The following is a 23,390-nucleotide window of genomic DNA, read 5'->3' on the forward strand; positions in this document are numbered from 1 at the left end:
TTATCTCCTTGTTTTTAACAATTTTAATACTTCATCTCTTATTCCCTTTGGATCTAAATTCCACTCACTGTAAAGAATAGTAGTATCACCTTGTTCAACGAACTTATCATTATAACCTAACGCCTTAAACTTTCCTTTAAATCCATAATTATTAAGTGATAATAATATATTAGATCCTAATCCGCCTTTAATTACATTATCTTCTACTGTTATTATATCATATCCTTCATTAGATAATTTCTTAATTATTCCTTCATCAAGCGGTTTTATAAATGTTGCATTAATTAACTTAGGATATATACCTTCTTTATTTAAAAGTTCTTTTGCTAGCATAGAATGTTGAGTCATTCTGCCAGTTGAAATTATTGCACATTTAGAATCTTTTCCCTCATCTAGAACTTCCCATTTTGCAAACTCTATTTTTTCTAATGCTTTAAAATCTGGTATTATATCTCCACCTCTTGGGTATCGTATAGCTATTGGTCTTTCTTGTTTTAAAGCCCAAGCTAAAAGTGGCTCTACTTCATCTAAACACTTAGGTGCAATTATTGTTATATTAGGTATAATGGAAAGATATGATATATCAAATATACCTTGATGTGTTTCTCCATCTTCACCTACTAATCCAGCTCTATCTATAGCAAATACTACCGGAAGGTTTTGAATACATACATCATGTAGAACCTGATCAAAAGCTCTTTGAAGAAATGTTGAATACACTGCAAATACTGGTCTTAATCCAGAACATGCCATTCCAGCTGATAAAGTCACAGCATGTTGCTCTGCTATTCCTACATCAAAGAATCTTTTAGGGTGCTTTTCCATAAAGCCTTTTAATCCTGTTCCATCTGGCATAGCAGCTGTTATAGCCACAATATTTTCATCTTTTTCTGCTAATTTCACTAATGCATTACCAAAAACTTTAGAATAATTACATCTTGCCGTATTTATAGGTTCTCCATTTTCTAAATTAAAAGGAGAAACTCCATGATATTTATCAGGACTTTTCTCAGCAAGTTCATATCCCTTACCCTTTTGAGTTACAACATGAATTATTACAGGCTCATCTATATTCTTTGCTTTAGATAATACATTCTTCATAGCTTCTATATTATGTCCATCTATAGGTCCTAAATATTTAAGTCCCATATCTTCGAATAGCATAGATGGTACTACTAGTTGTTTTATACTATCCTTTATTTTACTTAATTTTTTTGCAATACGCTTACCAGCTGAACTGTTATTTAATTTATTGTTTATTCCTTTTTTAAACTTATTATATTCAGGTTCCATTCTTACTTTATTTAAATAAGATGATAGCCCTCCAACATTAGTTGATATTGACATTTGATTATCATTTAAAATTACAATCATTTTTGTCTTTTTAAAGCCTAAATCATTTAGTGCTTCAAGAGCCATTCCACCAGTTAAAGCTCCATCTCCAATAACAGCTACCACATTATTATCTTCATTTTTTAAATCTCTAGCTCTAGCAAATCCTAATGCAGCTGATATAGATGTACTACTGTGTCCAGTGTCAAAAAAGTCATAAATACTTTCATTCCTCTTTGGAAATCCACTCATTCCATTATGTTTTCTAAGCTCATTAAATCTATCTTTTCTATCAGTTAATATCTTATGAATGTAAGTTTGATGTCCAACATCCCATATTATTTTATCTTTATCTAAATTAAACTCACTAAATAGACTAAGTGTTAATTCAACAACTCCAAGATTAGATGCAAGATGCCCTCCTGTTTTAGACACTGAATCTATTAAAAAATCTCTTATTTCATTTGATAATTCATACATTTCAGGTGTAGTCAAAACTCTTACGTCCGCAGGAGATTTTATTTCACTTAAAATATCCTTCATACTATCCCAACCCTCTTTTTAAAATTCCCTTATTAAAAGGTTTTTTGTTAATTCTATTAAATTATCGCTGTTTACTGTTAAACTTCTTAATAATTCAATACAATCCTCTGTAAGCTCTCTGCACAAATTCTCGCACTTATCTATTCCATATACAGAAACAAAATTTGTTTTGTCTTTTACTTCATCTGCATGAGTCTTTTTACCTAGTTTTTCTTCATTTCCAACAACATCTAACAAGTCATCTTTTATTTGAAATACAAGGCCTAATTTTTTTCCAAAACTATTTAATTTATCTATATCATCCGTTGGTGCTTCTCCAAGCAAAGCTCCAGATACTATTGAAGCTCTTATAAGTTCTCCAGTCTTTTTAAGATGCATATATTTTAGTTCATCAACTGGTATATTTCTTCCTTCACTTATAATATCAACAACTTGACCTCCAATCATGCCTTCTGATCCTGATGCTCTTGCAATTTCAAGTGATGCATCTAGTGCATGAATTCCATTTTCTTTTGCACTTTCCATAAGCAAAATCATAGCTTCATTTAAAAGAGCGTCTCCTGCAAGTACTGCTATATTTTCACCATATACTTTATGATTCGTAGGTTTACCTCTTCTTAAATCATCATCATCCATACAAGGAAGATCATCGTGTATTAATGAGTACGTATGTATCATCTCTATAGCACTTGCCATTTTCAATGCTTTCTCCCAATCTTTTTTATAAGCATTGTATGTAAGTATTGATAATATAGGTCTTATCCTCTTACCACCTACATTCAAACTATAACTTTCGGCATCATATATTAATTTATTATAACCATCTTTTCCACAAAAGTAATTTTGTAAATATAAATCTATTTCATGTTTTAAATCATTAATATTCATTGCTATTCTCAAGCTCCACTTCTTCATTATCTTCTACTACAGATATTTTACCTTCATATTCATTTAAAGTTTTGTAAAGTTTATTTACTAGCTTAGTTCCTTTTTCATATTCTTTCATAGCTTCATCTAAGCTTAACTCATTTTTTTCAAGGCTATCTAAAATATCTTTTAAATTTTGAAGCATATCTTCATAACTAACTTTTTTCGCCATATTTCTCTCCTTTTTTAATTAGGCTTAAATTGTCCTTTTATACTACCATCTTTAAATAATATCTCTATATCTCTATCTTTAATCAATTCATCTTTACTTTTTAAGATTAAATCACCACTCTTAACAACAGTATATCCTTTATTTAAGATTGTTAAAGGATTATTTGCTATTAAAAGTGAATTTAATTCTTGCAATTTATTACTCTCTTTATCTAATCTATTCTTAATAACTTTTTCTAAGCTCTTTTTTATTGAATCTAATTCTAAATAACTATTACTTATTTTTGAAATAGGTGAATTTAATAATAATATTCTTTCTAAAGAACTTATGTTACTTTTTTCTAATCCTATTATACTATCAATATTTTTATTTAGTAAAGTTTTAATATTTAATAGCTCATTTACCATTTCACTTTTATTATTTACAGCCATTTCTGCTGCTTGTGATGGAGTAGCTGCCCTTAAATCTGCAACAAAGTCTGAAATAGTATAATCAACTTCATGACCTACAGCAGATATTATTGGAATTTTAGATTTGAATATTGAATAAGCTAATTCTTCCTCATTAAAATTCCAAAGTTCTTCAATAGAACCTCCACCTCTTCCAACTATTATAACATCAACTGATTTTTTGATATTAAAGTATTCAATACCTTCAATTACTGTCTTATATCCATTTTCGCCTTGTACCTTAGCAGGATATAATACAATATCAACTGATGAGTTTCTTCTCCTAGAAACATTTAATATATCATGTATAGCTGCACCTGTTTTTGCAGTTATAACCCCTATCCTTTTTGGGTTTTCTGGTATATTTTTTTTATATTTTTCATCAAAAACTCCTTCTTTTAGAAGTTTTTCTTTTAATCTTTCAAATTTAATATGGAGTTCTCCAATTCCACTTTGTTCAATTTCTCTGCAATATAATTGAAGACTCCCACTAGCTGGATATAAAGAAGCTCTTGCTTTAACAATTACCTCCATCCCCTCTTTTAATGTGAACTCTAAGTTTAAAGTATCTCCTCTAAACATAATACAATTTATTTTTCCATTATCGTCTTTTAAAGAAAAATATATATGACCACTTGAATGATACTTTAAATTAGAAATCTCTCCTTTTACAGAGAGATTATTTAATATGAAGTCATTATCTATAATTTTTTTTATATAATTATTAACCTCTGAAACATTTAATATTTTAATTCTCATTTTTCTTAATTGCCTCACAAACATTATTAATTAAAAGTGTAGTTGTAAGTGCTCCTACTCCACCTGGGACTGGAGTTATTAAAGATGCTTTTTCTAAGACATCATCAAAATCAACATCACCAGTTATTTTTCCCTCAAATGATGAAGTGCCAACATCAATTACCACTGCACCTTCTTTTATATATTCAGATGTAATAAATTTTGGACTTCCAATAGCAACAACTAATATATCAGCTCTTTTACAAACTTTTTTTAAATCCTTAGTTCTTGAATGGCATATTGTAACTGTTGCATTTTCATCTAAAAGCATTTGGAATGCAGGTTTTCCAACTATATTACTTCTTCCTAGAATAACCACCTCTTTACCTTCTAAAACAACATTATATTTTTTTAATAATGTAACTACTGAATTAGGTGTACAAGGCATAAATGTATCTTCTCCAAGATATAGTTTACCAACACTTTCATATGTTAAGCAATCAATGTCCTTCTTTGGAGATATAACATTAAGCACTCTTTTTTCATTAATATGTTTTGGTAATGGCAATTGAAGCATTATTCCATGAACATTCTCATCATTGTTTAGACTATCAATTAATGAAATAAGTTCTCCTTCCTTTATAGCACTATCTAACATAATCTTATCAAATAAAACTCCAAGAGAAGTTGCTACCTTCTCTTGTGAATTTAAATAGTATATTGATCCACCATCATCACCAACTAATATAGAAGCAATTTTAGGAACTATCTGCCCATTTTCTTTTCTATATTCTATAAAATTCTTTATATTTTCTTTAATGTTTTTTGAAACCTCTCTACCATCAATAATCTTATCCAAGATAAATCCCCCTATTTGTTCTTATATATCTTATCTAAAACTCCATTAACAAATGAAACCGACTTTTCATCTGAATATTTCTTTGTTATTTCTAACGCTTCATTTATAGCAACCTTTTCAGGTACATCATTTACATAATTCATTTCATAAACTGCAAGTCTTAGTATTGCAAGATTTACTTTTGATATTCTTTCTATTTTCCACTTTTGTAAATTTTCTTTTATTAAATCATCTATTGAATCTTTATTTTCTTCTACACCTTTTAAAACTTCTTTTATGTACTCTAAATCTACTTCTTTTATATTACCTTCATAATTTTCAACAAATGTTTCCATTGCCTCGTTATATGATTCCTTTGTTAACATTGTGCTAAATATTAATTCCATTGCTTTCTCTCTTGATAATTTTCTACTCATCTTTTCCTCCTAATGATTCCTCTTCTAATCTTATTATAGACTTATTCTAATAGTGTTAAACATTATATATTCAAGCAAGGAAACACCCTCTGAATATCAGAGGGTGAAACTACATTTCCTTTGATTCTTTTTCTGGACTCTTTGGTAGATATATGTTCTGAACATACACATCTACGCTACTTACAACTAGTCCTGTCATAGCTTCTACAGTCTTCTTAACATTTTCTTGAACTGCACCTATAACATCTAGTATTTTCACACCGTACTCTACAGTAACTGCCATCTCAATTCTTGCTCTATCTTCTTCTAAAGTAACCTTTACAGCCTTACCTGATGACTTTTTACCTTTAAGTAGCTGTGATATGTTGTTTGTAACTCCATGTTGGAATCCCATAACTCCATCAATTTCTTCTGCTGCAATGCCAGCAATAACTGATACAACTTCATCTGAAATCTTTACGATTCCAATGTTTTCATTATTGAAGTTTTCCATTCACTTCGACCTCCTAGGCTTCGCACTTTGCGAAACTATTATCTTATGCTTATTATATCAAATATGATTTTACATTACAATGCATTTATTTTTTTACTTCTATTGAGATATCGTTTATATTTGCAACATCTTGCACTATTTCTTGTATTTGTAAGCTCATCTTTTCATCAATACCATCAGTTTTTACAAATACCTTCGCCTTGCTACCATCAATAGTACATAGTACATCCTTTACCCCTTTATTCTTTATGTTAATTTCAACTCTATGTTCATTATCCTTTTGTTTAGTCTTTTCTAAAAGTTGTTTTTGAGCACTAGCTTTTTGATCTTTTGAAGTATTCTTATCTTCAATTATTGCCTTTAAGTTTGCAACTGTTTCAGCATCGCTTGTTTCTTTTTCACTTCTAGAATCATAGAAGAAATCTTTTTGAGCCACTGTTTCTTTATCTTTATCCTTTTCTTCTTCATTTGCTGAAAGTACCTGACTTAAATCAGTTGGATCATTTAGTCCACCTTCATTAAGCTTTGTTGCTAGAAGCCCAACACATATTATTAGACCTAGCAAAGTGAAAATAATACCAAATTGTTTTTTATTCATTTTATTCTCCTCCCATCCTTTACCTATTGAATTATATGCTAACTATTCATAGAATATACATTAACTTTATCAATAGAAAGGTCATATAAATTTGATACAACTTTTTGTATTTCATATTTTGTTTTACTATTTTCCGCTCCTTCTGCTACAACAAAAACACTTATTACTTTTGGCTTATATGTTTGAAGTATAAAAGGTTCGTTCCCATCATCTTTGGTTGTCATAACAACTTTCGAACCATCATTTTTTTGTTCATTTACACGTTTTCCTCCTTCACTATCTGTTTCTTCTGTAACTGATGTTTGCGTATCTTCATCATATGCCGGAACTTTCTTCTCTCCGCTTTCAAAAGAAATCATTACATCAACACTTCCAACGCCATCCATCTTCTTTAATATTGTTGTTAATTGCTCCTTTTGTTCTCTTTCATATTCATCTTTTACACTACTTTCAGCTGAGCTATTATTTAACCCTTCACTTTCTAATCCACTTGACGTTGCAGTTTCTTGGTTACTATATTTTTCTTTAGAAGGTTTTAGTACATTTAATGCTAAAAGTAAAAATGCAATAATAACAATAATAATAATTAACTTGTTTATATTCTTGTTTTTCAAAAAATCATCTATGATTTTTTTGATCTTTTTGCCATCCACTCTACCATCTCCTTTACTCCATTTTATATATGTTAATTTTCCCTTCCTCAATATCTAATTCTTTTGAAATAAACTTAACTACTTCTTTATATTTATCATTTTCTATCTTTTCTTTATTCTCTTCCTTAGGCTTTATATCTACTTTATCTACCTTCTCTATTTTTTTTATATTTTTATCTTTAATCCTTATATCTAGCCTATTTATTGTGAAATCAGTCTTATTAAAATCTACTTCACAATCTACTTCACATTTAAATTCCAAATCTTTAAATTCTTTTTTTAATATATTTTCACAATTTTTATTAAAATTATTTTTAAAGCTCTCATTTTTAACTTTTGATAGTTCGTCATCATTCTTTTCTACTTTTTTATTAGTATTATATTCACCTTCATAGGCACTAATTGCATCTTTTAATTCTTCTTCACCATTTAAAATTATTGTTAAGATAGGATTTAAAATAACTGCTATAAGTATTAATCCTAAAACAAACTTCAAATATTTTTTCATATTATTATCTGGTGCAATTAATTCAACAGCAGCAATAAATATTAATGTTGTAACTAGTGTTATTACAAAATTATTTAACAATTCCAAATTCCTTATCCTCCTACTACAAATTTACCCGCTGATGCCATAATTCCTAATAAAATAAAGAACATAAAACTTATACTTATTACACATGAGAGTAATAGTATAAGGGCATCTCCAACTGCTGCTATAGATGAAGTTATTCTTTTATCACTTATAGGTTCAACTAATGCTGCAGATAACTTATATATAAATGACATAAGAACTAATTTTATTATTGGATATAAAAGTACTAATACAATTACAATAAGCCCTACACCTGTTATTGCATTTTTAATTATTAAAGAATATCCTGCAACTGAGGTTATAGCATCTGAAAATGTTTTTCCAACTATAGGAATGAAATTATCAACTGCAAACTTAGTAGTTTTAAGTGCAACTGCATCCATTGTATCTGCTGTAATACCTCTTATGGTTAAAGTTGCAATAAATACAGTTATAATTATTCCTTGAGACCACATTATTATTTGTTTTACCAGCTTACACAAATTATCTATCTTATGCTCAGTTGATAGATTATTTGCAAATTCCATTACAAAGCCTATTAATATTAAAGGTATTATTATAGAAATATATATTCTAGGTATTATTGTAACAGCAGCTAAAATTATTGGATCTAATGTAGCTGCTTGTACAAATCCTCCAGCTAAAGCAATCATTGTAACTAAGATAGGCAATAGTGCTGCCATAAAGTTTGCAATCTCATTAATAGCATCTGTTGCAACTTCTATTGATATCATGAAACTTTTTGAAAGTATCATAACTAATATTGAGTAACATGCAAAAAAAGCAATTTGCGATATATTTTCATTTTTAAAAGCATCCTGTAAGTTCTTAAGTAACGAACATAATATAGCTATGACTATAACTGATATAACAAGTTTTAGCACACTTCTAACTTCTCTAAATAATAAACTTATAATAGCTTTAAAAACTACTGAAAAACTTAAATTACCATGACCTTCTTCAATATATGACTTTACATATTCCATAGGATTAAGTTCATTTACTAACTCAACATCTGTTTTCATCTTATTTATATAATCATATAAATTATTAAGTCCTTCCTTAGTTTCACCATCAAGAACCTCTTCCTTATTAGTTTCTACTGTTTTATTTTCAGCCTTTGCAACACTGCCTCCAGAAAATGACGTTATTATTGGAATAATTGAAAATATTATTGTAAGAATAGTTATAATTACTGTCTTTTTTAATTTTATATTCATAAATATTCACCTACAAAATCTTTAAAATAGAGTCTAATACCGCCATAAGTATTGGTATTGCAAGGGCTAAGATCATAATCTTTCCTGCAAACTCTACTTTAGAACCTATTGTTGATGCCCCTGCATCTTTGCATACCTCCGCCGCAAAAGATGCCAAATATGCAATGGCAAGTATTTTCATTATTATTCCAATATAAACCATATCAATTCCAGCTCTATTTGCAATATCTCTTAAGAATGAAATTATATTCTGAAGTTCACCTAACATAAAAACAAAAATCATTACTCCTGCTGCAAGGCAAACTAAAACAGCTAAATCACTTCTTCTATCTTTAAATAACAGATAAATAAACAATGCAATTAGTGCAAAGGAAACTACTTTTAAAATAACCATATTAAATCACCTATAACATAAACATAGTTTTAACTGATTGAAATAAATCTCCAATAAGTGAAACAATCATAAGTAATAGAATAACTACTCCAGCTATATTAGTTATTACTGCTATGTCATCCTTTCCACTACTTTTTAAAACTTTATCTAATATTATTATTAATACTCCAGCACCACCAATTTTAAATAATATACTTATATCTAACATTTCGCCCCTCCTAACTTATAGTAAAAATATAATTACCATTGCCCCTATACATATACCCAAATATCTATATAATTTTGTATTTTTATTTGCTATTAATTCTGCCTCTTTTATATTTATGTTTAAATTAGATATAACTAAATTAAACATCTTTTCTTGTCCATATACTCCAAGTTCACCTAATGATTTCAAGAAATCTGCAATTGCTCGCTCATCCTCTTTATTTAGATATAACTTATCTTTTTCATTTTTATAAACACTGTTAAAAGCATGATACACACTCTCTCTTTTTCCTTGTAATAATAAGTCTGCAACCTTTGTAAATAACTCACTAAGTGGCATCCTGCATTTTGCTCCAATTGAAAATAGTGCTTCTGGTAGAGGAGTTGTATTATATACAACTTCATTTTGAAGAAGTAATATACTCTTTAAAATCTCTTGAAGAGTTTTGTGTCTTTTATTAAATCTTTCTCCTAAAATATATCCACCATAGCAAAAACAGCAAAATATTAATAATAGAAGCATTAGCCTAAACATACTATTTCACCATCTCTCTTTATGGAATACACATTCTCAATTGTTCCAACTCCTAATCTATTACTTAGAACTATTACTCTTTCTATAATTCCACTTAATAAAAGGTTATCAAAAGCTCTTCTCTTTTTGATATCTTCAAGATTAGATCCATGTACCGTAACTACAATGTTAACTCCTGAATTAAATGCTGTATTTAATGCATTTATATCTTCCTCAGTTCCAATCTCATCACATATTAAAACATCTGGTGATAATGATCTAATAGCCATGAGCATACCTTCCTTTTTAAGGCAATTATCTAATATGTCAGTTCTAATTCCTAGATTCATTTGTGGAATCCCAACATAACTTGCTCCAATTTCACTTCTTTCATCTATTACCACAACTTTTTTACCCATTAAATTTTCTTTCATATCTCCTGATGATAATATTCTTGTTATATCCCTTAATATAGTTGTTTTCCCACATTTAGGTGGAGATATAATTAATGTATTTCTAACAATATTATTATTTGTTATATACTTAAGAACCTTTTTCCCACATCCGATTACTTCTTTAGATATTCTTATATTTAGAGATGAAATATTTTTAATAGTTTTAATTTTATTATTTTCCATAACACATTCACCAGCTATTCCAACTCTATGTCCTCCCTTTAATGTTATAAATCCTTGCTTTATTTCCTCTTCATAGGCATATATTGAATAATTTGATATCCTTTGAATAATGAATTTAAATTCTTCCTTTGTTACTTCATTAGATAATATTACCTCCCCCTCATTTGTATATATAATAATAGGTTTATTTATCTTTATACGTATTTCTTGAATTTTTTCATTTTTATATTTATCAATTGTGTCAGCAATCTTTTCAGGAAAAATATTCAATCTATTTTCTTCCTTCAACACTCACTCTACCTCCTCATATAGTAAAACTTCTTTTATTCTCTATAATTAATATTTATTTCACCTAACAAATATTACTCTTTTCAAAAAAAATATGTAAAATGGGCATAAAAAAAAGAGCTTTGAAATCAAAACTCTTAAAACAACTAATTCATTATATTTTTATTACAATATGGACATGGTATATTACTATTTTCTTCAATTGCAGAAGCTTCAATAAATACTGGTTTATTGCAATGAATACACTTTACTTCTTTATATTCATCTTCTATCTCAGTTAATTCTTCTAATGAAACTTCCTCAAATAGTTCTTCTTGAATTCCTGAAAGATCATCATCCATATATTCTAGATTCTCTTGCATTGTTTCTTGATTTATTGTAAGTTCCTCAATCTTATCAGTCATCTTACTTAATATATTAGAAACTTTATTTAATACTTCTTTATTTTCGTTAATATCTATTTTATCTATATAATCATTTAGCTCTTGGATTTCTTCTCTTATATGATTCACATCAACACTTCCTTTTATATTAAAATTGCTAAGTTCTAAGAACTTAGCAATTTGTTATACTATTAAACTCTTTCCATGTACTCGCCAGTTCTTGTGTCAATTCTTATAGTGTCTCCTTCATTAACGAACATTGGAACGTTTATGATTGCACCTGTTTCTACAGTAGCTGGTTTTAATGTATTTGTTGCAGTATTTCCTTTAACACCTGGTTCACTGTGTGTTATTAATAATTCAACAAAGTTTGGAGCTTCAACTGAGAAAGCATCACCTTTGTAGAATTTAATAATAGCAAACATATTTTCCTTTAAGTACTTTATAGCATCTTCAACCTTTTCATAGTTTAAAGGAATTTGATCATATGTTTCTTGATCCATGAAGTAGTATAACTCTCCATCAGTGTATAAATATTGCATTTCTTTTCTTTCAATTACAGCTTCTTGGAACTTAGTTGTTGGGTTGAAAGTTGTATCAGTAACTCCTCCTGATATAACGTTTCTTAACTTTGTTCTAACGAAAGCTGCACCTTTTCCTGGTTTAACGTGTAAAAAGTCTACAACTGTAAATACTTGTCCTTCGTGTTCGAAAGTTGTACCTTTTCTTAAATCTCCTGCTGATATCATTAAATATCCCTCCAAAAGTATAAATTCAATTCCAAATAAGTTATACTATTAACTTTTAATCATATATAATCATAATTTGGTTTCTTCTGACATACAATGCTATTTTATCAAAAGTCACTGTTAAATGCAATTATTTAACCTGTTAATTTAACAGTATTTTTATATATTTTAAATCTTTCTCTAAATATTATTATATATTTTCTTTATTTTTATACTCTTGAAGCAATAATTTTAGTAAAAATTTTTCATTTTGATAACTTATTTCATATTCTGATATACAATATCCTAATATATTATCCATAAATGTCGATACATCGCTTTTGTTTCCTTCAAAAGTTATATTTATTTTTATACCATCTTCATTATCTATACTATTAATCTTTACACCATTTATCTTTTTAAAATCATTAAATATTTCATTTATATCCTTTCTTTCATTGGAAGATACTTTTACAGCATCAATAAAGTTCTTTTTTTCTTCTTTCTTTTCTGAAGATATTAATATAGAGCCTTGTATTACTAATAAAATAATTAGTATTATGTATTTAATATACGTTTTTTTCATTTATTATCACCAACCACATTTAAAGAATACCCCGCCTCATCATTATTAATCTTAATAATATCTAATTTTTCCTTAATATTACCTAAGTACTTATCATTTATCATAAGTATGTCTCCATAATTATTTTTTATTTCTCCAGAATTTGCATATAAATCTAATATTTCTACCCATTTCAGTATTTCTTTCTTTGAATATGAAATTTTATTATCAATACTATTCTCTATTTCTACATTATTAATATTTTTTTTATTTTCTATAATGTTACTTATGTTTATAGGTAATATAATTAAATTGCAAATCAATATCATTAATAATCCTCTATTTATACTTCTTTTATATTGCTTATCTTGCTTTTCAATAAATTTTTCAGGTATAAAATTTCTATTCATTATTTTTCTCCAATAATTAAATTCTTACTTTTAAATGGAAACTCAAACTTTCCCAAAACTACATTATCTATTTTTTCAATCTCATCTTTAGATATAGCTACTAAATTTCTTATTATTCTATTATTTCTTACCTTTATATAATAATACTTGCCTTCTATTTCTATAATAGATTCAAAATTTTGTTTTCTTATCTTTTTTCTTACATACTTTAATATTAAAAACTGAATTGGATTTACTTCTATTCTTTTAATGTAATCTAAAAAAGGTAATATCTTCACTCCACCTTTTATAGCATAAATAAGTGTCTTTTTATTTTTATAATCAACACTAAAATGTATTAAATAATCATCAGAGCTAAATTCTTGTTTTATCTCATTCTCTATAATGAGCTTTATATCTTTTATTTTTGTTTTATTATATTCTTTTATGTAAATTTCTTCATCTAATATTAAAAATTTGCTATTTCTACTTTTTATAACTTCTGATTTTATGTCTTCTATACCTATACTTTCTTCACCATATTTATATTTGTTTTTAAATATAAGTATTTCTTTTTTACTTTTTATCATTCAATTATAACCTCTCTTTTTAAAATAAGAATTATATTAAATTTTTCTGCTGGATCTTTAATTTCATCATCAGAAATTAAATACTTTCTATAAGTGCAATACATATAATTATCTAAATTTTTTATTCCATAATTTATTTTAAATGTATCCTCACTTTTTAAATAAGTTAATTTAATATTATAATCTCTATCCCCTATATTGTAATATACATCATCTTCCATACCATTTATTAACTCTTCACTATTATCCAAAGCCCACTTATTAACTATATCGAGTATAGTTCGTTGTGTTACCCTTAAGTCCATCATACTTTCATGTATTTTATATTTACTACTATATTTTAGATTCATCTTAAATATAGTTACTCCACCTAAAATTACTAAAGTTATAAAAGTAATTAATGCAAAAGAACTTATCAATACATATCCTCTTTTTTTTATAAGCATACTAAGTAACTCCTATCATCAATTACAATCTCCATATATATAAGGTTCTCCTTCTTATATACATTGAATGATTTCACATTCTCTAAAATTAAGTTTGATGTTTTATACTCTTTATTTCCATTATTAAATGAATAATATTTAACTCTTAGATTTCTACTTATAACTTCAAATTCTTTAGACTTTACATTGATATCACTAGAATTATTATCTACTTGTTCCTTACCTTGTTCTTCTTTTATTATTTCTATCTTATTATTATTTACAATATATTTTGTATTACCTACTTCATTAAATATTTTTCTAATATTTAATATTGCATTATCTATCTCATCTTCTCGATTAATCATTTCAGTTCGTCTAGATGTATATTTATATATCTCTAATGTCGTATTCATAATTAATATAACTAATACTGAGGAAATAAAAACATATGCAATACATTCAATTATTGTATATCCTTTTTTAAATCTTTTTCTCCCATCCAAATCTCTTTCTTTACCTCTTCCTTTAAAACTATATCGTCTCCATTTTCAATAAGTGCAAAATCCAGTAAAATACCATCTTCCTCTTCTTTAATTTTTTCTATTTGAATTAGCTTATCTGAGAATATATCATTTATATCTAATATATCTTTTGTTTTAAGTTCTTCAAAAACATTCTCATTAATGCCTATTGTGATCTTATTATCTAAAAATAAATCTTTTAATTCATCTATACTTGTATTAAACTTTATTTCATTTATTACATTGTTAAGTAATATGCTATTTACTCTCATATCACTTCTAATTTTAAAAGATTTATAATCTGATCTATTCATATCTATAAACAACATAAAAACCATTGTAATCATAAATATTGCTGCAATACATTCTAAAAGCATAGAACCATTATGTTTTATTTTAAATCTTCTTTTTTTCAATATTTATATAATCAACTCCCACTCTAATACTTATAAAATATTTTTCTTTATCTTTAGTATTATCTAGTATAGTAGTACCTGCTTTAGCTTGACCTTCTGACGTTATATCTATAATTCCATTTCTATTTAACTGTATATATTCTGGCATCTCAATAAAGTTTAGCTCCTCATGTCCATTCATTAATTTTATCTTTTTATTTGAATTCTCTATCTTTATCTTTAAATTTGATTCTGTATCTATAGCACTAATTTTACCTTCAGTAACTATATGTTTAAATGAGGCTAGGAAATTTTCCACCTCAATATCTCTATTTAATTTCTTGTAATAACTTATAGATGCTCCACCAAAGACAAATATAATAGATAATATAGCTATAACGGCGATTACTTCAATTATTGTAAATCCTCTTCTCATATTTAAGCTATGCCCCCATACATTCCATCAAACATCGGTAATACAAATACCCCTAGGAAAAATACCACCAAAAATGCCATTAATATTATTACAGTAGGCTGAAGTAGTGATGCAATTTTTTTAAATCTCTCGTTACATCTTTTACTTAATGTCTCCGTTAAATCTTCCAATCTTTCATCTAATGATCCACTTTCTTCACCTAATTTAATTATTGCAATAGCATACTTTGAAATATTAATTACCTCATTAATAGCTTTAGATAATTCATCACCTTTAAGAATTCTATCATTTAGTTCTTTATATAATTTATTCCTACCATTTTCCTCTTCACAATATTTTAAGGCTAATGATATATTAATCCCACTTGAAATAATAACTTTTATAAGCAATATCATTTCATATTCTCTTATTTCTTTTAATATGTTTATTCTATTTATTATAAATTCAATTATTCTTTTAAAATATGGCTTAATAACTATAATTGGAACTAATACTCCCCATATAGCTATAAAAGAAAAAGCAATTATAGGTGAATTATTTACCCATTTAGAAGTGTTTAATAAAACCTTAGTCAAATAAGGTAATTCTGAACCTACTGATAGATATACCTCCTCTAATTGTGGAATTATAAAAAGTATGAAGAATATACTTATAAAAACCATTGCACCTATTAAAAACATCGGATATATAGATGCATTTATTATTTCTTTTTTCATTGCATCCTTTCTTTTATAGTAGATACTCATCTCTCTAAAAACATCACTTAGCCTTCCAGTCTTTTCTCCAATAGAAATCATACCAAGCAAAAATGATGGATATAATGATTTAAAGGTAGCGAATCCTTGTTCTAAACTAGAACCCTTCTTTATTTCATATGATATCTTTTTTATAGATAGTTTATAATCTTTTCTAAGGGGAAAATCTTCTAATAATTCTATAGATCTAGTTATTTGAAGACCATTATTATATAAAGCACCTAAATTTTCACATATAATACTTATATCCCTATAAGAGTATTTCTTTACATCCTTCATATTTTATTAAGTCTTCTCCTTCAATAAATTTTTTATATTGCCTATAGCTTATAATCCCATCAAAAAGCATAGTTTTACATACTTCATACATTTGCTTATTAGAAAGTAATTCTATATCTAAATATATATTTTTTAAACGTTTTTTAATATCATCATCTATAAAGTGAACAGCACAAACTAATCTTCTTCCTTTAATTCCAGTAAAATTACATTCCTCACATCCACTTTCTTCATAAAAGAAATATTCTTTGCCATTAAATATTTCTTTGCAAACTTTTTTGCAATTACTACAAAGACACCCTATTAATCTTTGAGATATTAATCCTACAAGTGAGTCTTTTATTAAATAATTTTTAACATTCATATCTTCAAGTCTTAAAAATACCTCTCTACTAGATTTAGTGTGAATTGTAGAATATACTTTATGCCCCGTAATAGAAGCTCTTATAGCCATATTAGCCGTTTCTTCATCTCTTATTTCACCAACCATTATAATATCTGGATCTTGCCTTAATGTGCTCCTTAGTCCCTCTGCAAAACCTAAATTAATTTTCCTATTGATATTAATCTGATTTATTCCTTCAATATTACACTCTACTGGATCTTCTATTGTTGTTATATTTATATCTTTTTCTTTAATGTTTGATATAATAGAATATAATGTACTACTTTTTCCGCTTCCTGTAGGTCCACTTATTATTACCATCCCATTTTTTATATTTACGATTTTCTTCAAGCTTTCTAATTGAGAATCAAGTAGTTTTAATCCCGCTATGCTATAATCTAATTTTTCTTGATACAGTATTCTTATTACCATTTTCTCTCCATAAATTACTGGTACAGTCGATATTCTGCAATCAAAAGTGCCTAAACTATTATTTATTAAAATTTTTCCATCTTGAGGTTTCCTTTTTTCAGCTATATCCATATTTCCATTTAGCTTGACTCTTGAAAGTATTTGATTATAATCACTAATCCTCAATTTTCCTATAATTATTAATATTCCATCTATTCTCGCTCTTATAATTACAAAATCTTTTGATGGTTCAAAATGAACATCACTTCCATTTTGAGTTATTACTTTATAAATTATTTTCTCTTCTATATCTTCTCCTATATCAGGTCTTATTGAAGAAATAAGCTTACTAAATTTATTTTTATCTACATTTATAAATTTAGCTTCTTTTCCAAACAGAAATTCAATAAAATTTTTTCCTTCATCATTTTCTTCATAAGTTGCTACAAAAACCTTATCATCATTCTCATATAATGGTATTATCTTGAATTCATTCATTTTATCTTTTTTAATTTTATATACGCAGTCTAGATTGGATTTTCTAATTAATTCTTTCATTTTTCACCTCAATTTTATTATTTCCAATTTATGTATATTTAATCTTTTGCAACAAAAAAAGTTTTGATAATATTATCAAAACTTTAATTAATCTTTATAAAATCATATTTTCCTTCTTTACTGCTTATAACTGAAACACTTTCATCTTTATATGAAAATACTTCTTGATTATTTTCATTGCTATTAGAGCCTATAAATAATACATTTCCATTCGAATCAACAGATAACCCTTTTTTTAAATCAATACTACTTGGAAAAGAATATACCAATCTTTCAACGTTTCCTTTATTAATTTTATACACTGATGGTGCATCATTAATTGCAGTTCCTAAAACATAGTAAGTACCTGACACATCTACAATATCTTTAACATCCTCAAACTTATTTGAAATTTCTTCCACTTTTTTGTTTTCTTTGCTAATTTTCTTTAAAACCCTTTTATTATCTGCTGTTTGCTGAAGTATTATTACTTCATTATTTCCACCTTTTAAAAATTCAGCATATCCACTATCTAGTTTATATAAAAGTTCTTCCTTACCTGTTTTTAAATTAAATGTGAATACTCCATTCGTATTGTCACTAGACACTCCATAATAAACAATATTATCTTTATCTATAAAATCATAAAATTCTCCTGATATCGCTACTTTTGAATTTATCTTAATTTCTTTATTATCTTTTAAAGATAACACTTTCAAATTATATCCATTATCATAAACCATATATGAAACATAGTTTCCATCTGGAGATATTTTTATGAAATTATAATTTGAATCAGTAATTTCTTTTTCTTTACCTTTATAATAAATGTAATGCTTGCCGTCTCTCATAAAAATATAAGTTCCGCTCTCTTTATTGTATTCAATTACAATATCTTTATTTTTTAAATTACTGTATTTACCATCAATTAAATTTAAAGTATTGTATTTTCCGTTTTCTTCTAATAACACTGCCCCGTTTTGTACTTTTATTGCTTCTACGTTATTACTTGTAAGCTCATTATTTTGCACTTTTTTTTGACCACATGCAGTTAGAATAAATGAAAAACCTAAAAGAATTAATATATATATTGGTCTTTTTTTAATAACATTCATTCTATTCCCTCTTTTAATTATATTTTATAAAGTTTCCCCTATGCAAATATATTCAGCATTACCTGTCATATATACTCCATCTTCCTCAACTTCTATAATTAATTCTCCACCTGGAAGACTTGCTAATACTTTTTTATTAATTAAATTGAATTTATGAGCAACAACTGCTGATGCACAGGTACCTGTTCCACATGCAAGGGTTACACCAGCACCTCTCTCCCATGTTTCCACCTTTATATGATCTCTATTTATAACTTCAACAAAGTTTACATTAGTCCCTTCATTAAAATACTTAAATTTCTCTATAGATTTTCCTTCATTAACATCATATGCCTTATCTTCTTTTATTACAATAGTATGAGGTACCCCAACTAATACAGATGTTAACTTATAATCTTTATTATTTATATTTGTCACTTCATTTATAAGTTCTTTTTTATTACTTAAAGGAATGTCTTTTCCATCAAATGAAGGCACACCCATATAAACTTTAGCACCAGTTATTTTATCCTTTTCTAAAATTAAAGTTATACCTTTAATTCCATCTCCAGTTTCTACTGTAAATTTTATATCTTTAACATATCCTTTATCATAAATGTATCTTCCAAAACATCTTATTGCATTACCACACATATTAGCTCTTGATCCATCACTATTTATAATAGTCATTTTCATATCAGCTATAGTAGAATTTCTTACAATAATTAATCCGTCAGCTCCAATTCCAAAATGTCTATTACAAAGTTTTTTCGCAATTTCAGTTTCATTATCTAAAAACTTATTATCTAAATCCTCTATAAAAATAAAATCATTTCCTATTCCCTGCATCTTTGTAAATTTCATAATTGCTCCTCCTAAAGTACTTATATATTAAATTGATTATTACCTTAATTTAGTGTTATACTATCTTTAAATTATACAAAAGAAAGGATGATACCTTTGGCACTAGATGGCATATTTTTAAATAGTTTATTAACTAATTTAAAAGAATCAATTATAGATTCTAAAATAGATAAAATAAACCAACCTGAAAAGGATGAAATAATTCTTCAATTAAGAAAATATAGAACTAATATTAAGCTTCTAATTTCAGCCTCTTCACAATTTTCAAGATTACACATAACTAATACACAAAAAGAAAATCCTCTTCAAGCTCCATTATATTTAATGGTTCTTAGAAAATACCTAGTTGGAGGTCTAATAACTGACATCACTCAAAAAGATGGTGATAGAGTTACAACAATCCATGTATCTTCTAGAGATGAGCTTGGATTTGATAGTAAGTATTTATTAATTATCGAAATAATGGGAAGACATTCAAATATAACTCTTGTTCGTGAAAGAGATTTAAAGGTTATGGAATCTATTAAGCACATAACTCCTGATATTAATACTTATAGGGTTTTATATCCTGGAGTGACTTATGTTTATCCTCCTAAATCCAATAAATTAAATCCTTTTAATTTTTCTAAAGAAGAGTTCATTAATGCATTAGAAACTTGTTCTTATGATGTAAATGAAGATTTCTTCTTTAAAAATTTTACTGGAGTTAGTAAAGTCTTATCTAAAGAATTATATTTCAATCTTTCTAACTATAATTATAGCGTAAAGGATACAGAAAGGTTATACAAATTTGTTACAAATTTATTTAACAATATAAAAAATTATCCATCATTTAATATATATGTTGATAATAACGGAATTTTCAAAGATTTCCATGCATTAAATTTTTTATCACTTAAAGATAATTTTAACGCTATTAATTATTCAGATCCATCTGTTATGTTAGATGAATTCTACTATAAAAAAGATAAGCAAGAAAGGCTCCATAATAGATCTCAAGATCTTCAAAAACTTATTCATACTAATATAGAAAGATGTAATAAGAAAAAAAGAATTTTAGATGATACATTGGAAGATTGCAAATCTAAAGAAGATTTTAAAATGAAAGGTGATTTATTAACTTCATTTATATATAGTTTCAAAAAAGGAGATAAATCTGTTATTTTACAAAACTTCTATGATGAGAATTCACCTGATATAGAAATTAAACTAAATCCAAATAAAACTCCTTCAGAAAACGTTCAAATATATTATAAAAAATATAATAAATTAAAAAAAGCTGAAGAAGAAGCTCATATTCAACTTGAAAAGAATGATGATGAACTTAAATATTTAAATTCAGTACTTACAAACATTATTAATGCTGATTCTTATGATGAAATTGAAGAAATAAAAAATGAATTAATGGAAACTGGTTATTTAAAATTTAAAAAATCCTCTAAGAAAAAGAAAAGCAAATCCAAGCCTCTTCATTTCGTGTCATCTGATGGAGTAGATATATATGTTGGTAAAAATAATTTACAAAATGATTACTTAAGTTTAAAATTTGCAAATAAGAATTTTATGTGGATGCACACTAAGGATATTCCTGGCTCTCACGTAATAATATGTTCAAATGATGTACCAGATAAAACTTTGGAAGAAGCATCTGTACTTGCAGCCTTCTATAGTAAGGCAAAAACATCTTCAAAGGTGCCTGTTGATTATACATTAGTTAAAAATTTAAAGAAACCAAATGGTGCTAAACCTGGTATGGTTATATATCATACTAACTATACGATGTATACAGAACCAAAGGAGTTTACAAATTTAAATTTAAAAGAAATATAAAAAAAGCTCGCATGAAAATATGCGAGCTTTTTATTAATCCATAAGACACTGTACTACAGTATCTCCTGCATTTTTTATAAGTTTATTATCAAAATATTGATAATAATAACATTTTAATTTACCATTATATAATTTTCTGTTCTTTGATGATTTTATTTTAAATGCTTTTTCAAAATCTTCGTAAGATGTTAATATATTAAATTCCCAGTCTGAATACTTCTTTTTATATCCGCCAAATATTCCATATAATTCTCTAACTTCTCTTTCATCACTTAATCTTTCACCATAAGGTGGATTTGATATTATAAATCCATATTTATGTTTATTTGAAAAATCTCTAAAATCTCTTTCTTGGAATTCTATATACTTGTCAACTCCAGCTTTCTTAGCATTTTCTTTTGCAGTTCTTAAAACTCTATGGTCAATATCATAACCTAATAATTTTAAGTCTTTATCTTTTATAGCTCTTCTTGCACCTTCTCTGACTTGATCATATATATCTGATGGCATTGTCGGCCATTTTTCTGATACAAACTCTCTATTAAGCCCAGGTGCTATATTTTGCATTATCATACAAGCTTCAATAAGAATTGTTCCTGAACCACAGAATGGATCAATTAGTAAATAATCTTCTTTCCATCTTGATAAAAGAACCATTGATGCAGCTAATGTTTCTTTAAGCGGTGCTGCCCCCGCATGTTCTCTATATCCTCTTTTATGAAGACCTACTCCTGATGTATCAATTGTAAGAGTAACCTTATCTTTTAATATACCAACTTCTATTTTATATACCGGTCCATCTTCACTAAATTGATCTATTCCATATGCTTCGCTCATTTGAGTGACTACAGCTTTTTTTACTATTGATTGACAATCTGGAACACTATAAAGAGTTGATTTTATTGACTTTCCAACCACATGCATAACACCATCTTTAGGTATTATATCACTCCATTTTACATTCTTAGTTCCTTGAAATAGTTCTTCAAAGCTTCTTGCTTCAAATTCTGCCATATTTATAAAAACTCTATCTGCTGTTCTTAAATGGATATTTGCAATTGCTATATCCATTTCATCTCCACTAAAGTGAACCTTTCCATTTTCTGTACTTAAGTCTTCATATCCTAAAGCTTTTAACTCTTTTACAGTTACTCCTTCTATTCCAAAGGTAGTTGTTGCAATTAATTTGTATTCCATCTATTTATCTCCTTTAAGTTTAAACTAAACTTCATTTTCGTATATCTTTACTGAATCTTCTCCATCGATCTCTTCTATCTTAACTCCAACAACCTCTTCTTTTGATGTTGGTATATTCTTTCCTACATAATCCGCTCTTATAGGAAGTTCTTTATGTCCTCTATCAATTAATACTGCAAGCTGTATAACTGTTGGCCTTCCAACATCTATTATTGCATCTATAGCAGCCCTAACAGTTCTGCATGTATATAAAACATCATCAACTAATATTATCTTTTTATTTGTTATGTCTATTCCTAAATCTAAGCTTTTAATCTCTGGCATATCGTTATCCTCAGTTAAATCATCCCTATATAAAGTGATATCTACTGATCCAACTGGAATATTAACTCCTTCAATAGCTGAAATCTGCTTTGATATTCTCTCTGCAATTGGATATCCTCTTCTCTTTATTCCTATAAGTACGATATCTTCTACACCCTTATTCTTTTCAATAATCTCATGAGAAATCCTTATTAAACTTCTTTTTATTGCTTTATCATCTAAAAGATTGGCCTTTAATTTCAT

General features: G+C 27.1%; 31 protein-coding genes. 1 reads left to right on the forward strand and 30 read right to left on the reverse strand.

Annotated features, from left to right (window positions below):
• From dxs to dapF, 28 genes are all read right to left on the reverse strand, one after another.
• Positions 1 to 1,875, reverse strand: coding sequence for a 1-deoxy-D-xylulose-5-phosphate synthase (gene dxs / locus ACQPUW_RS06840; protein WP_430836716.1), 1,875 nt, complete (start codon positions 1,873 to 1,875; stop codon positions 1 to 3).
• An 18-nt stretch (positions 1,876 to 1,893) separates the two neighbouring features.
• Entirely contained in the window at positions 1,894 to 2,763 is an 870-nt protein-coding gene (locus ACQPUW_RS06845; RefSeq protein WP_430836717.1) for a polyprenyl synthetase family protein, read from the reverse strand.
• Complete coding sequence (xseB, locus tag ACQPUW_RS06850; protein ID WP_430836718.1) at positions 2,753 to 2,974, reverse strand: exodeoxyribonuclease VII small subunit; 222 nt, start codon at positions 2,972 to 2,974, stop codon at positions 2,753 to 2,755. Before xseB ends, ACQPUW_RS06845 begins: the two co-directional genes overlap by 11 nt.
• A gap of 14 nt (positions 2,975 to 2,988) precedes the next feature.
• Positions 2,989 to 4,182: an exodeoxyribonuclease VII large subunit gene (xseA, locus tag ACQPUW_RS06855; protein ID WP_430836719.1), complete on the reverse strand. Its 1,194-nt coding sequence runs from the start codon at positions 4,180 to 4,182 to the stop codon at positions 2,989 to 2,991.
• Entirely contained in the window at positions 4,172 to 5,020 is an 849-nt protein-coding gene (locus ACQPUW_RS06860) for a tetrahydrofolate dehydrogenase/cyclohydrolase catalytic domain-containing protein (protein WP_430836720.1), read from the reverse strand. The genes xseA and ACQPUW_RS06860 overlap by 11 nt, the downstream gene beginning before the upstream one ends.
• A gap of 11 nt (positions 5,021 to 5,031) precedes the next feature.
• On the reverse strand, positions 5,032 to 5,436 hold the full coding sequence (gene nusB, locus ACQPUW_RS06865) for a transcription antitermination factor NusB (RefSeq protein WP_430836721.1): 405 nt from the start codon (positions 5,434 to 5,436) through the stop codon (positions 5,032 to 5,034).
• A 109-nt stretch (positions 5,437 to 5,545) separates the two neighbouring features.
• Entirely contained in the window at positions 5,546 to 5,929 is a 384-nt protein-coding gene (locus tag ACQPUW_RS06870; protein ID WP_430836722.1) for an Asp23/Gls24 family envelope stress response protein, read from the reverse strand.
• An 85-nt stretch (positions 5,930 to 6,014) separates the two neighbouring features.
• A complete protein-coding gene (locus ACQPUW_RS06875; protein ID WP_430836723.1) occupies positions 6,015 to 6,527 on the reverse strand; it encodes a SpoIIIAH-like family protein in 513 nt (170 codons plus the stop codon).
• A gap of 38 nt (positions 6,528 to 6,565) precedes the next feature.
• The gene (spoIIIAG, locus tag ACQPUW_RS06880) at positions 6,566 to 7,180 is read right to left on the reverse strand and encodes a stage III sporulation protein AG (RefSeq protein WP_430836724.1); all 615 of its coding nucleotides are present in this window, start codon (positions 7,178 to 7,180) and stop codon (positions 6,566 to 6,568) included.
• Positions 7,181 to 7,193: 13 nt separating this feature from the next.
• Positions 7,194 to 7,775, reverse strand: a complete 582-nt coding sequence (gene spoIIIAF / locus ACQPUW_RS06885; protein WP_430836725.1) for a stage III sporulation protein AF — start codon at positions 7,773 to 7,775, stop codon at positions 7,194 to 7,196.
• 5 nt (positions 7,776 to 7,780) lie between these two features.
• Positions 7,781 to 8,995, reverse strand: coding sequence for a stage III sporulation protein AE (spoIIIAE, locus tag ACQPUW_RS06890; RefSeq protein WP_430836726.1), 1,215 nt, complete (start codon positions 8,993 to 8,995; stop codon positions 7,781 to 7,783).
• A gap of 10 nt (positions 8,996 to 9,005) precedes the next feature.
• Positions 9,006 to 9,389 carry a stage III sporulation protein AD gene (gene spoIIIAD, locus ACQPUW_RS06895; protein ID WP_204595952.1) on the reverse strand — a complete coding sequence of 128 codons (384 nt, stop codon included), beginning with the start codon at positions 9,387 to 9,389 and terminating at the stop codon, positions 9,006 to 9,008.
• A 10-nt stretch (positions 9,390 to 9,399) separates the two neighbouring features.
• Complete coding sequence (spoIIIAC, locus tag ACQPUW_RS06900; protein ID WP_204595953.1) at positions 9,400 to 9,597, reverse strand: stage III sporulation protein AC; 198 nt, start codon at positions 9,595 to 9,597, stop codon at positions 9,400 to 9,402.
• Between the two features lie 15 nt (positions 9,598 to 9,612).
• Positions 9,613 to 10,131, reverse strand: a complete 519-nt coding sequence (locus tag ACQPUW_RS06905) for a stage III sporulation protein SpoIIIAB (RefSeq protein WP_430836727.1) — start codon at positions 10,129 to 10,131, stop codon at positions 9,613 to 9,615.
• A complete protein-coding gene (gene spoIIIAA / locus ACQPUW_RS06910) occupies positions 10,119 to 11,039 on the reverse strand; it encodes a stage III sporulation protein AA (protein ID WP_430836728.1) in 921 nt (306 codons plus the stop codon). The genes ACQPUW_RS06905 and spoIIIAA overlap by 13 nt, the downstream gene beginning before the upstream one ends.
• Before the next feature lie 143 nt (positions 11,040 to 11,182).
• Positions 11,183 to 11,548: a CD1247 N-terminal domain-containing protein gene (locus tag ACQPUW_RS06915; protein WP_204595955.1), complete on the reverse strand. Its 366-nt coding sequence runs from the start codon at positions 11,546 to 11,548 to the stop codon at positions 11,183 to 11,185.
• A gap of 62 nt (positions 11,549 to 11,610) precedes the next feature.
• Entirely contained in the window at positions 11,611 to 12,168 is a 558-nt protein-coding gene (efp, locus tag ACQPUW_RS06920; RefSeq protein ID WP_204595956.1) for an elongation factor P, read from the reverse strand.
• Between the two features lie 190 nt (positions 12,169 to 12,358).
• Positions 12,359 to 12,733 carry a hypothetical protein gene (locus ACQPUW_RS06925; RefSeq protein ID WP_430836729.1) on the reverse strand — a complete coding sequence of 125 codons (375 nt, stop codon included), beginning with the start codon at positions 12,731 to 12,733 and terminating at the stop codon, positions 12,359 to 12,361.
• Positions 12,730 to 13,122, reverse strand: a complete 393-nt coding sequence (locus ACQPUW_RS06930; protein ID WP_430836730.1) for a hypothetical protein — start codon at positions 13,120 to 13,122, stop codon at positions 12,730 to 12,732. Before ACQPUW_RS06930 ends, ACQPUW_RS06925 begins: the two co-directional genes overlap by 4 nt.
• The gene (locus ACQPUW_RS06935) at positions 13,122 to 13,691 is read right to left on the reverse strand and encodes a hypothetical protein (protein ID WP_430836731.1); all 570 of its coding nucleotides are present in this window, start codon (positions 13,689 to 13,691) and stop codon (positions 13,122 to 13,124) included. Before ACQPUW_RS06935 ends, ACQPUW_RS06930 begins: the two co-directional genes overlap by 1 nt.
• Positions 13,688 to 14,137: a hypothetical protein gene (locus tag ACQPUW_RS06940; RefSeq protein WP_430836732.1), complete on the reverse strand. Its 450-nt coding sequence runs from the start codon at positions 14,135 to 14,137 to the stop codon at positions 13,688 to 13,690. The genes ACQPUW_RS06935 and ACQPUW_RS06940 overlap by 4 nt, the downstream gene beginning before the upstream one ends.
• Entirely contained in the window at positions 14,128 to 14,622 is a 495-nt protein-coding gene (locus ACQPUW_RS06945; protein ID WP_430836733.1) for a hypothetical protein, read from the reverse strand. Before ACQPUW_RS06945 ends, ACQPUW_RS06940 begins: the two co-directional genes overlap by 10 nt.
• Positions 14,583 to 15,056: a hypothetical protein gene (locus ACQPUW_RS06950; RefSeq protein ID WP_430836734.1), complete on the reverse strand. Its 474-nt coding sequence runs from the start codon at positions 15,054 to 15,056 to the stop codon at positions 14,583 to 14,585. Before ACQPUW_RS06950 ends, ACQPUW_RS06945 begins: the two co-directional genes overlap by 40 nt.
• Positions 15,037 to 15,471: a prepilin-type N-terminal cleavage/methylation domain-containing protein gene (locus tag ACQPUW_RS06955; protein WP_430836735.1), complete on the reverse strand. Its 435-nt coding sequence runs from the start codon at positions 15,469 to 15,471 to the stop codon at positions 15,037 to 15,039. The genes ACQPUW_RS06950 and ACQPUW_RS06955 overlap by 20 nt, the downstream gene beginning before the upstream one ends.
• A gap of 2 nt (positions 15,472 to 15,473) precedes the next feature.
• Entirely contained in the window at positions 15,474 to 16,505 is a 1,032-nt protein-coding gene (locus ACQPUW_RS06960; RefSeq protein WP_430836736.1) for a type II secretion system F family protein, read from the reverse strand.
• Positions 16,477 to 17,859 (reverse strand): GspE/PulE family protein, encoded by a 1,383-nt coding sequence (locus tag ACQPUW_RS06965; protein ID WP_430836737.1) that lies wholly within the window; start codon positions 17,857 to 17,859, stop codon positions 16,477 to 16,479. The genes ACQPUW_RS06960 and ACQPUW_RS06965 overlap by 29 nt, the downstream gene beginning before the upstream one ends.
• 83 nt (positions 17,860 to 17,942) lie before the next feature.
• Positions 17,943 to 18,953: a hypothetical protein gene (locus ACQPUW_RS06970; protein ID WP_430836738.1), complete on the reverse strand. Its 1,011-nt coding sequence runs from the start codon at positions 18,951 to 18,953 to the stop codon at positions 17,943 to 17,945.
• Positions 18,954 to 18,977: 24 nt separating this feature from the next.
• Complete coding sequence (gene dapF, locus ACQPUW_RS06975; RefSeq protein ID WP_430836739.1) at positions 18,978 to 19,796, reverse strand: diaminopimelate epimerase; 819 nt, start codon at positions 19,794 to 19,796, stop codon at positions 18,978 to 18,980.
• A 96-nt stretch (positions 19,797 to 19,892) separates the two neighbouring features.
• Between dapF and ACQPUW_RS06980 the strand changes: the two genes are divergently transcribed.
• The gene (locus ACQPUW_RS06980) at positions 19,893 to 21,626 is read left to right on the forward strand and encodes an Rqc2 family fibronectin-binding protein (RefSeq protein WP_430836740.1); all 1,734 of its coding nucleotides are present in this window, start codon (positions 19,893 to 19,895) and stop codon (positions 21,624 to 21,626) included.
• A 33-nt stretch (positions 21,627 to 21,659) separates the two neighbouring features.
• Here ACQPUW_RS06980 and ACQPUW_RS06985 read toward each other — a convergent pair whose 3' ends face one another.
• Both ACQPUW_RS06985 and pyrR read right to left on the reverse strand, forming a co-directional pair.
• Positions 21,660 to 22,823 (reverse strand): THUMP domain-containing class I SAM-dependent RNA methyltransferase, encoded by a 1,164-nt coding sequence (locus ACQPUW_RS06985; RefSeq protein ID WP_430836741.1) that lies wholly within the window; start codon positions 22,821 to 22,823, stop codon positions 21,660 to 21,662.
• Positions 22,824 to 22,847: 24 nt separating this feature from the next.
• Positions 22,848 to 23,390: a bifunctional pyr operon transcriptional regulator/uracil phosphoribosyltransferase PyrR gene (gene pyrR, locus ACQPUW_RS06990; RefSeq protein ID WP_430836742.1), complete on the reverse strand. Its 543-nt coding sequence runs from the start codon at positions 23,388 to 23,390 to the stop codon at positions 22,848 to 22,850.

This window comes from Clostridium sardiniense, from assembly GCF_050584765.1.
GTDB classification, from domain to species: Bacteria; Bacillota; Clostridia; order Clostridiales; family Clostridiaceae; genus Clostridium; species Clostridium sardiniense_A.

What these genes read in the sequence shown, in the direction of transcription:
- ACQPUW_RS06925 (WP_430836729.1), bottom strand. Translation starts at nt 12,733, where the DNA reads ATGAAAAAAACGTATATTAAATACATAATACTAATTATTTTATTAGTA.
- xseB (WP_430836718.1), bottom strand. Translation starts at nt 2,974, where the DNA reads ATGGCGAAAAAAGTTAGTTATGAAGATATGCTTCAAAATTTAAAAGAT.
- ACQPUW_RS06985 (WP_430836741.1), bottom strand. Translation starts at nt 22,823, where the DNA reads ATGGAATACAAATTAATTGCAACAACTACCTTTGGAATAGAAGGAGTA.
- nusB (WP_430836721.1), bottom strand. Translation starts at nt 5,436, where the DNA reads ATGAGTAGAAAATTATCAAGAGAGAAAGCAATGGAATTAATATTTAGC.
- ACQPUW_RS06965 (WP_430836737.1), bottom strand. Translation starts at nt 17,859, where the DNA reads ATGAAAGAATTAATTAGAAAATCCAATCTAGACTGCGTATATAAAATT.
- spoIIIAE (WP_430836726.1), bottom strand. Translation starts at nt 8,995, where the DNA reads ATGAATATAAAATTAAAAAAGACAGTAATTATAACTATTCTTACAATA.
- ACQPUW_RS06845 (WP_430836717.1), bottom strand. Translation starts at nt 2,763, where the DNA reads ATGAATATTAATGATTTAAAACATGAAATAGATTTATATTTACAAAAT.
- ACQPUW_RS06875 (WP_430836723.1), bottom strand. Translation starts at nt 6,527, where the DNA reads ATGAATAAAAAACAATTTGGTATTATTTTCACTTTGCTAGGTCTAATA.
- dxs (WP_430836716.1), bottom strand. Translation starts at nt 1,875, where the DNA reads ATGAAGGATATTTTAAGTGAAATAAAATCTCCTGCGGACGTAAGAGTT.
- spoIIIAC (WP_204595953.1), bottom strand. Translation starts at nt 9,597, where the DNA reads ATGTTAGATATAAGTATATTATTTAAAATTGGTGGTGCTGGAGTATTA.
- ACQPUW_RS06970 (WP_430836738.1), bottom strand. Translation starts at nt 18,953, where the DNA reads ATGAATGTTATTAAAAAAAGACCAATATATATATTAATTCTTTTAGGT.
- ACQPUW_RS06960 (WP_430836736.1), bottom strand. Translation starts at nt 16,505, where the DNA reads ATGAAGGATGTAAAGAAATACTCTTATAGGGATATAAGTATTATATGT.
- ACQPUW_RS06905 (WP_430836727.1), bottom strand. Translation starts at nt 10,131, where the DNA reads ATGTTTAGGCTAATGCTTCTATTATTAATATTTTGCTGTTTTTGCTAT.
- xseA (WP_430836719.1), bottom strand. Translation starts at nt 4,182, where the DNA reads ATGAGAATTAAAATATTAAATGTTTCAGAGGTTAATAATTATATAAAA.
- ACQPUW_RS06935 (WP_430836731.1), bottom strand. Translation starts at nt 13,691, where the DNA reads ATGATAAAAAGTAAAAAAGAAATACTTATATTTAAAAACAAATATAAA.
- spoIIIAD (WP_204595952.1), bottom strand. Translation starts at nt 9,389, where the DNA reads ATGGTTATTTTAAAAGTAGTTTCCTTTGCACTAATTGCATTGTTTATT.
- ACQPUW_RS06940 (WP_430836732.1), bottom strand. Translation starts at nt 14,137, where the DNA reads ATGCTTATAAAAAAAAGAGGATATGTATTGATAAGTTCTTTTGCATTA.
- dapF (WP_430836739.1), bottom strand. Translation starts at nt 19,796, where the DNA reads ATGAAATTTACAAAGATGCAGGGAATAGGAAATGATTTTATTTTTATA.
- ACQPUW_RS06930 (WP_430836730.1), bottom strand. Translation starts at nt 13,122, where the DNA reads ATGAATAGAAATTTTATACCTGAAAAATTTATTGAAAAGCAAGATAAG.
- efp (WP_204595956.1), bottom strand. Translation starts at nt 12,168, where the DNA reads ATGATATCAGCAGGAGATTTAAGAAAAGGTACAACTTTCGAACACGAA.
- ACQPUW_RS06955 (WP_430836735.1), bottom strand. Translation starts at nt 15,471, where the DNA reads ATGAGAAGAGGATTTACAATAATTGAAGTAATCGCCGTTATAGCTATA.
- pyrR (WP_430836742.1), bottom strand. Translation starts at nt 23,390, where the DNA reads ATGAAATTAAAGGCCAATCTTTTAGATGATAAAGCAATAAAAAGAAGT.
- ACQPUW_RS06870 (WP_430836722.1), bottom strand. Translation starts at nt 5,929, where the DNA reads ATGGAAAACTTCAATAATGAAAACATTGGAATCGTAAAGATTTCAGAT.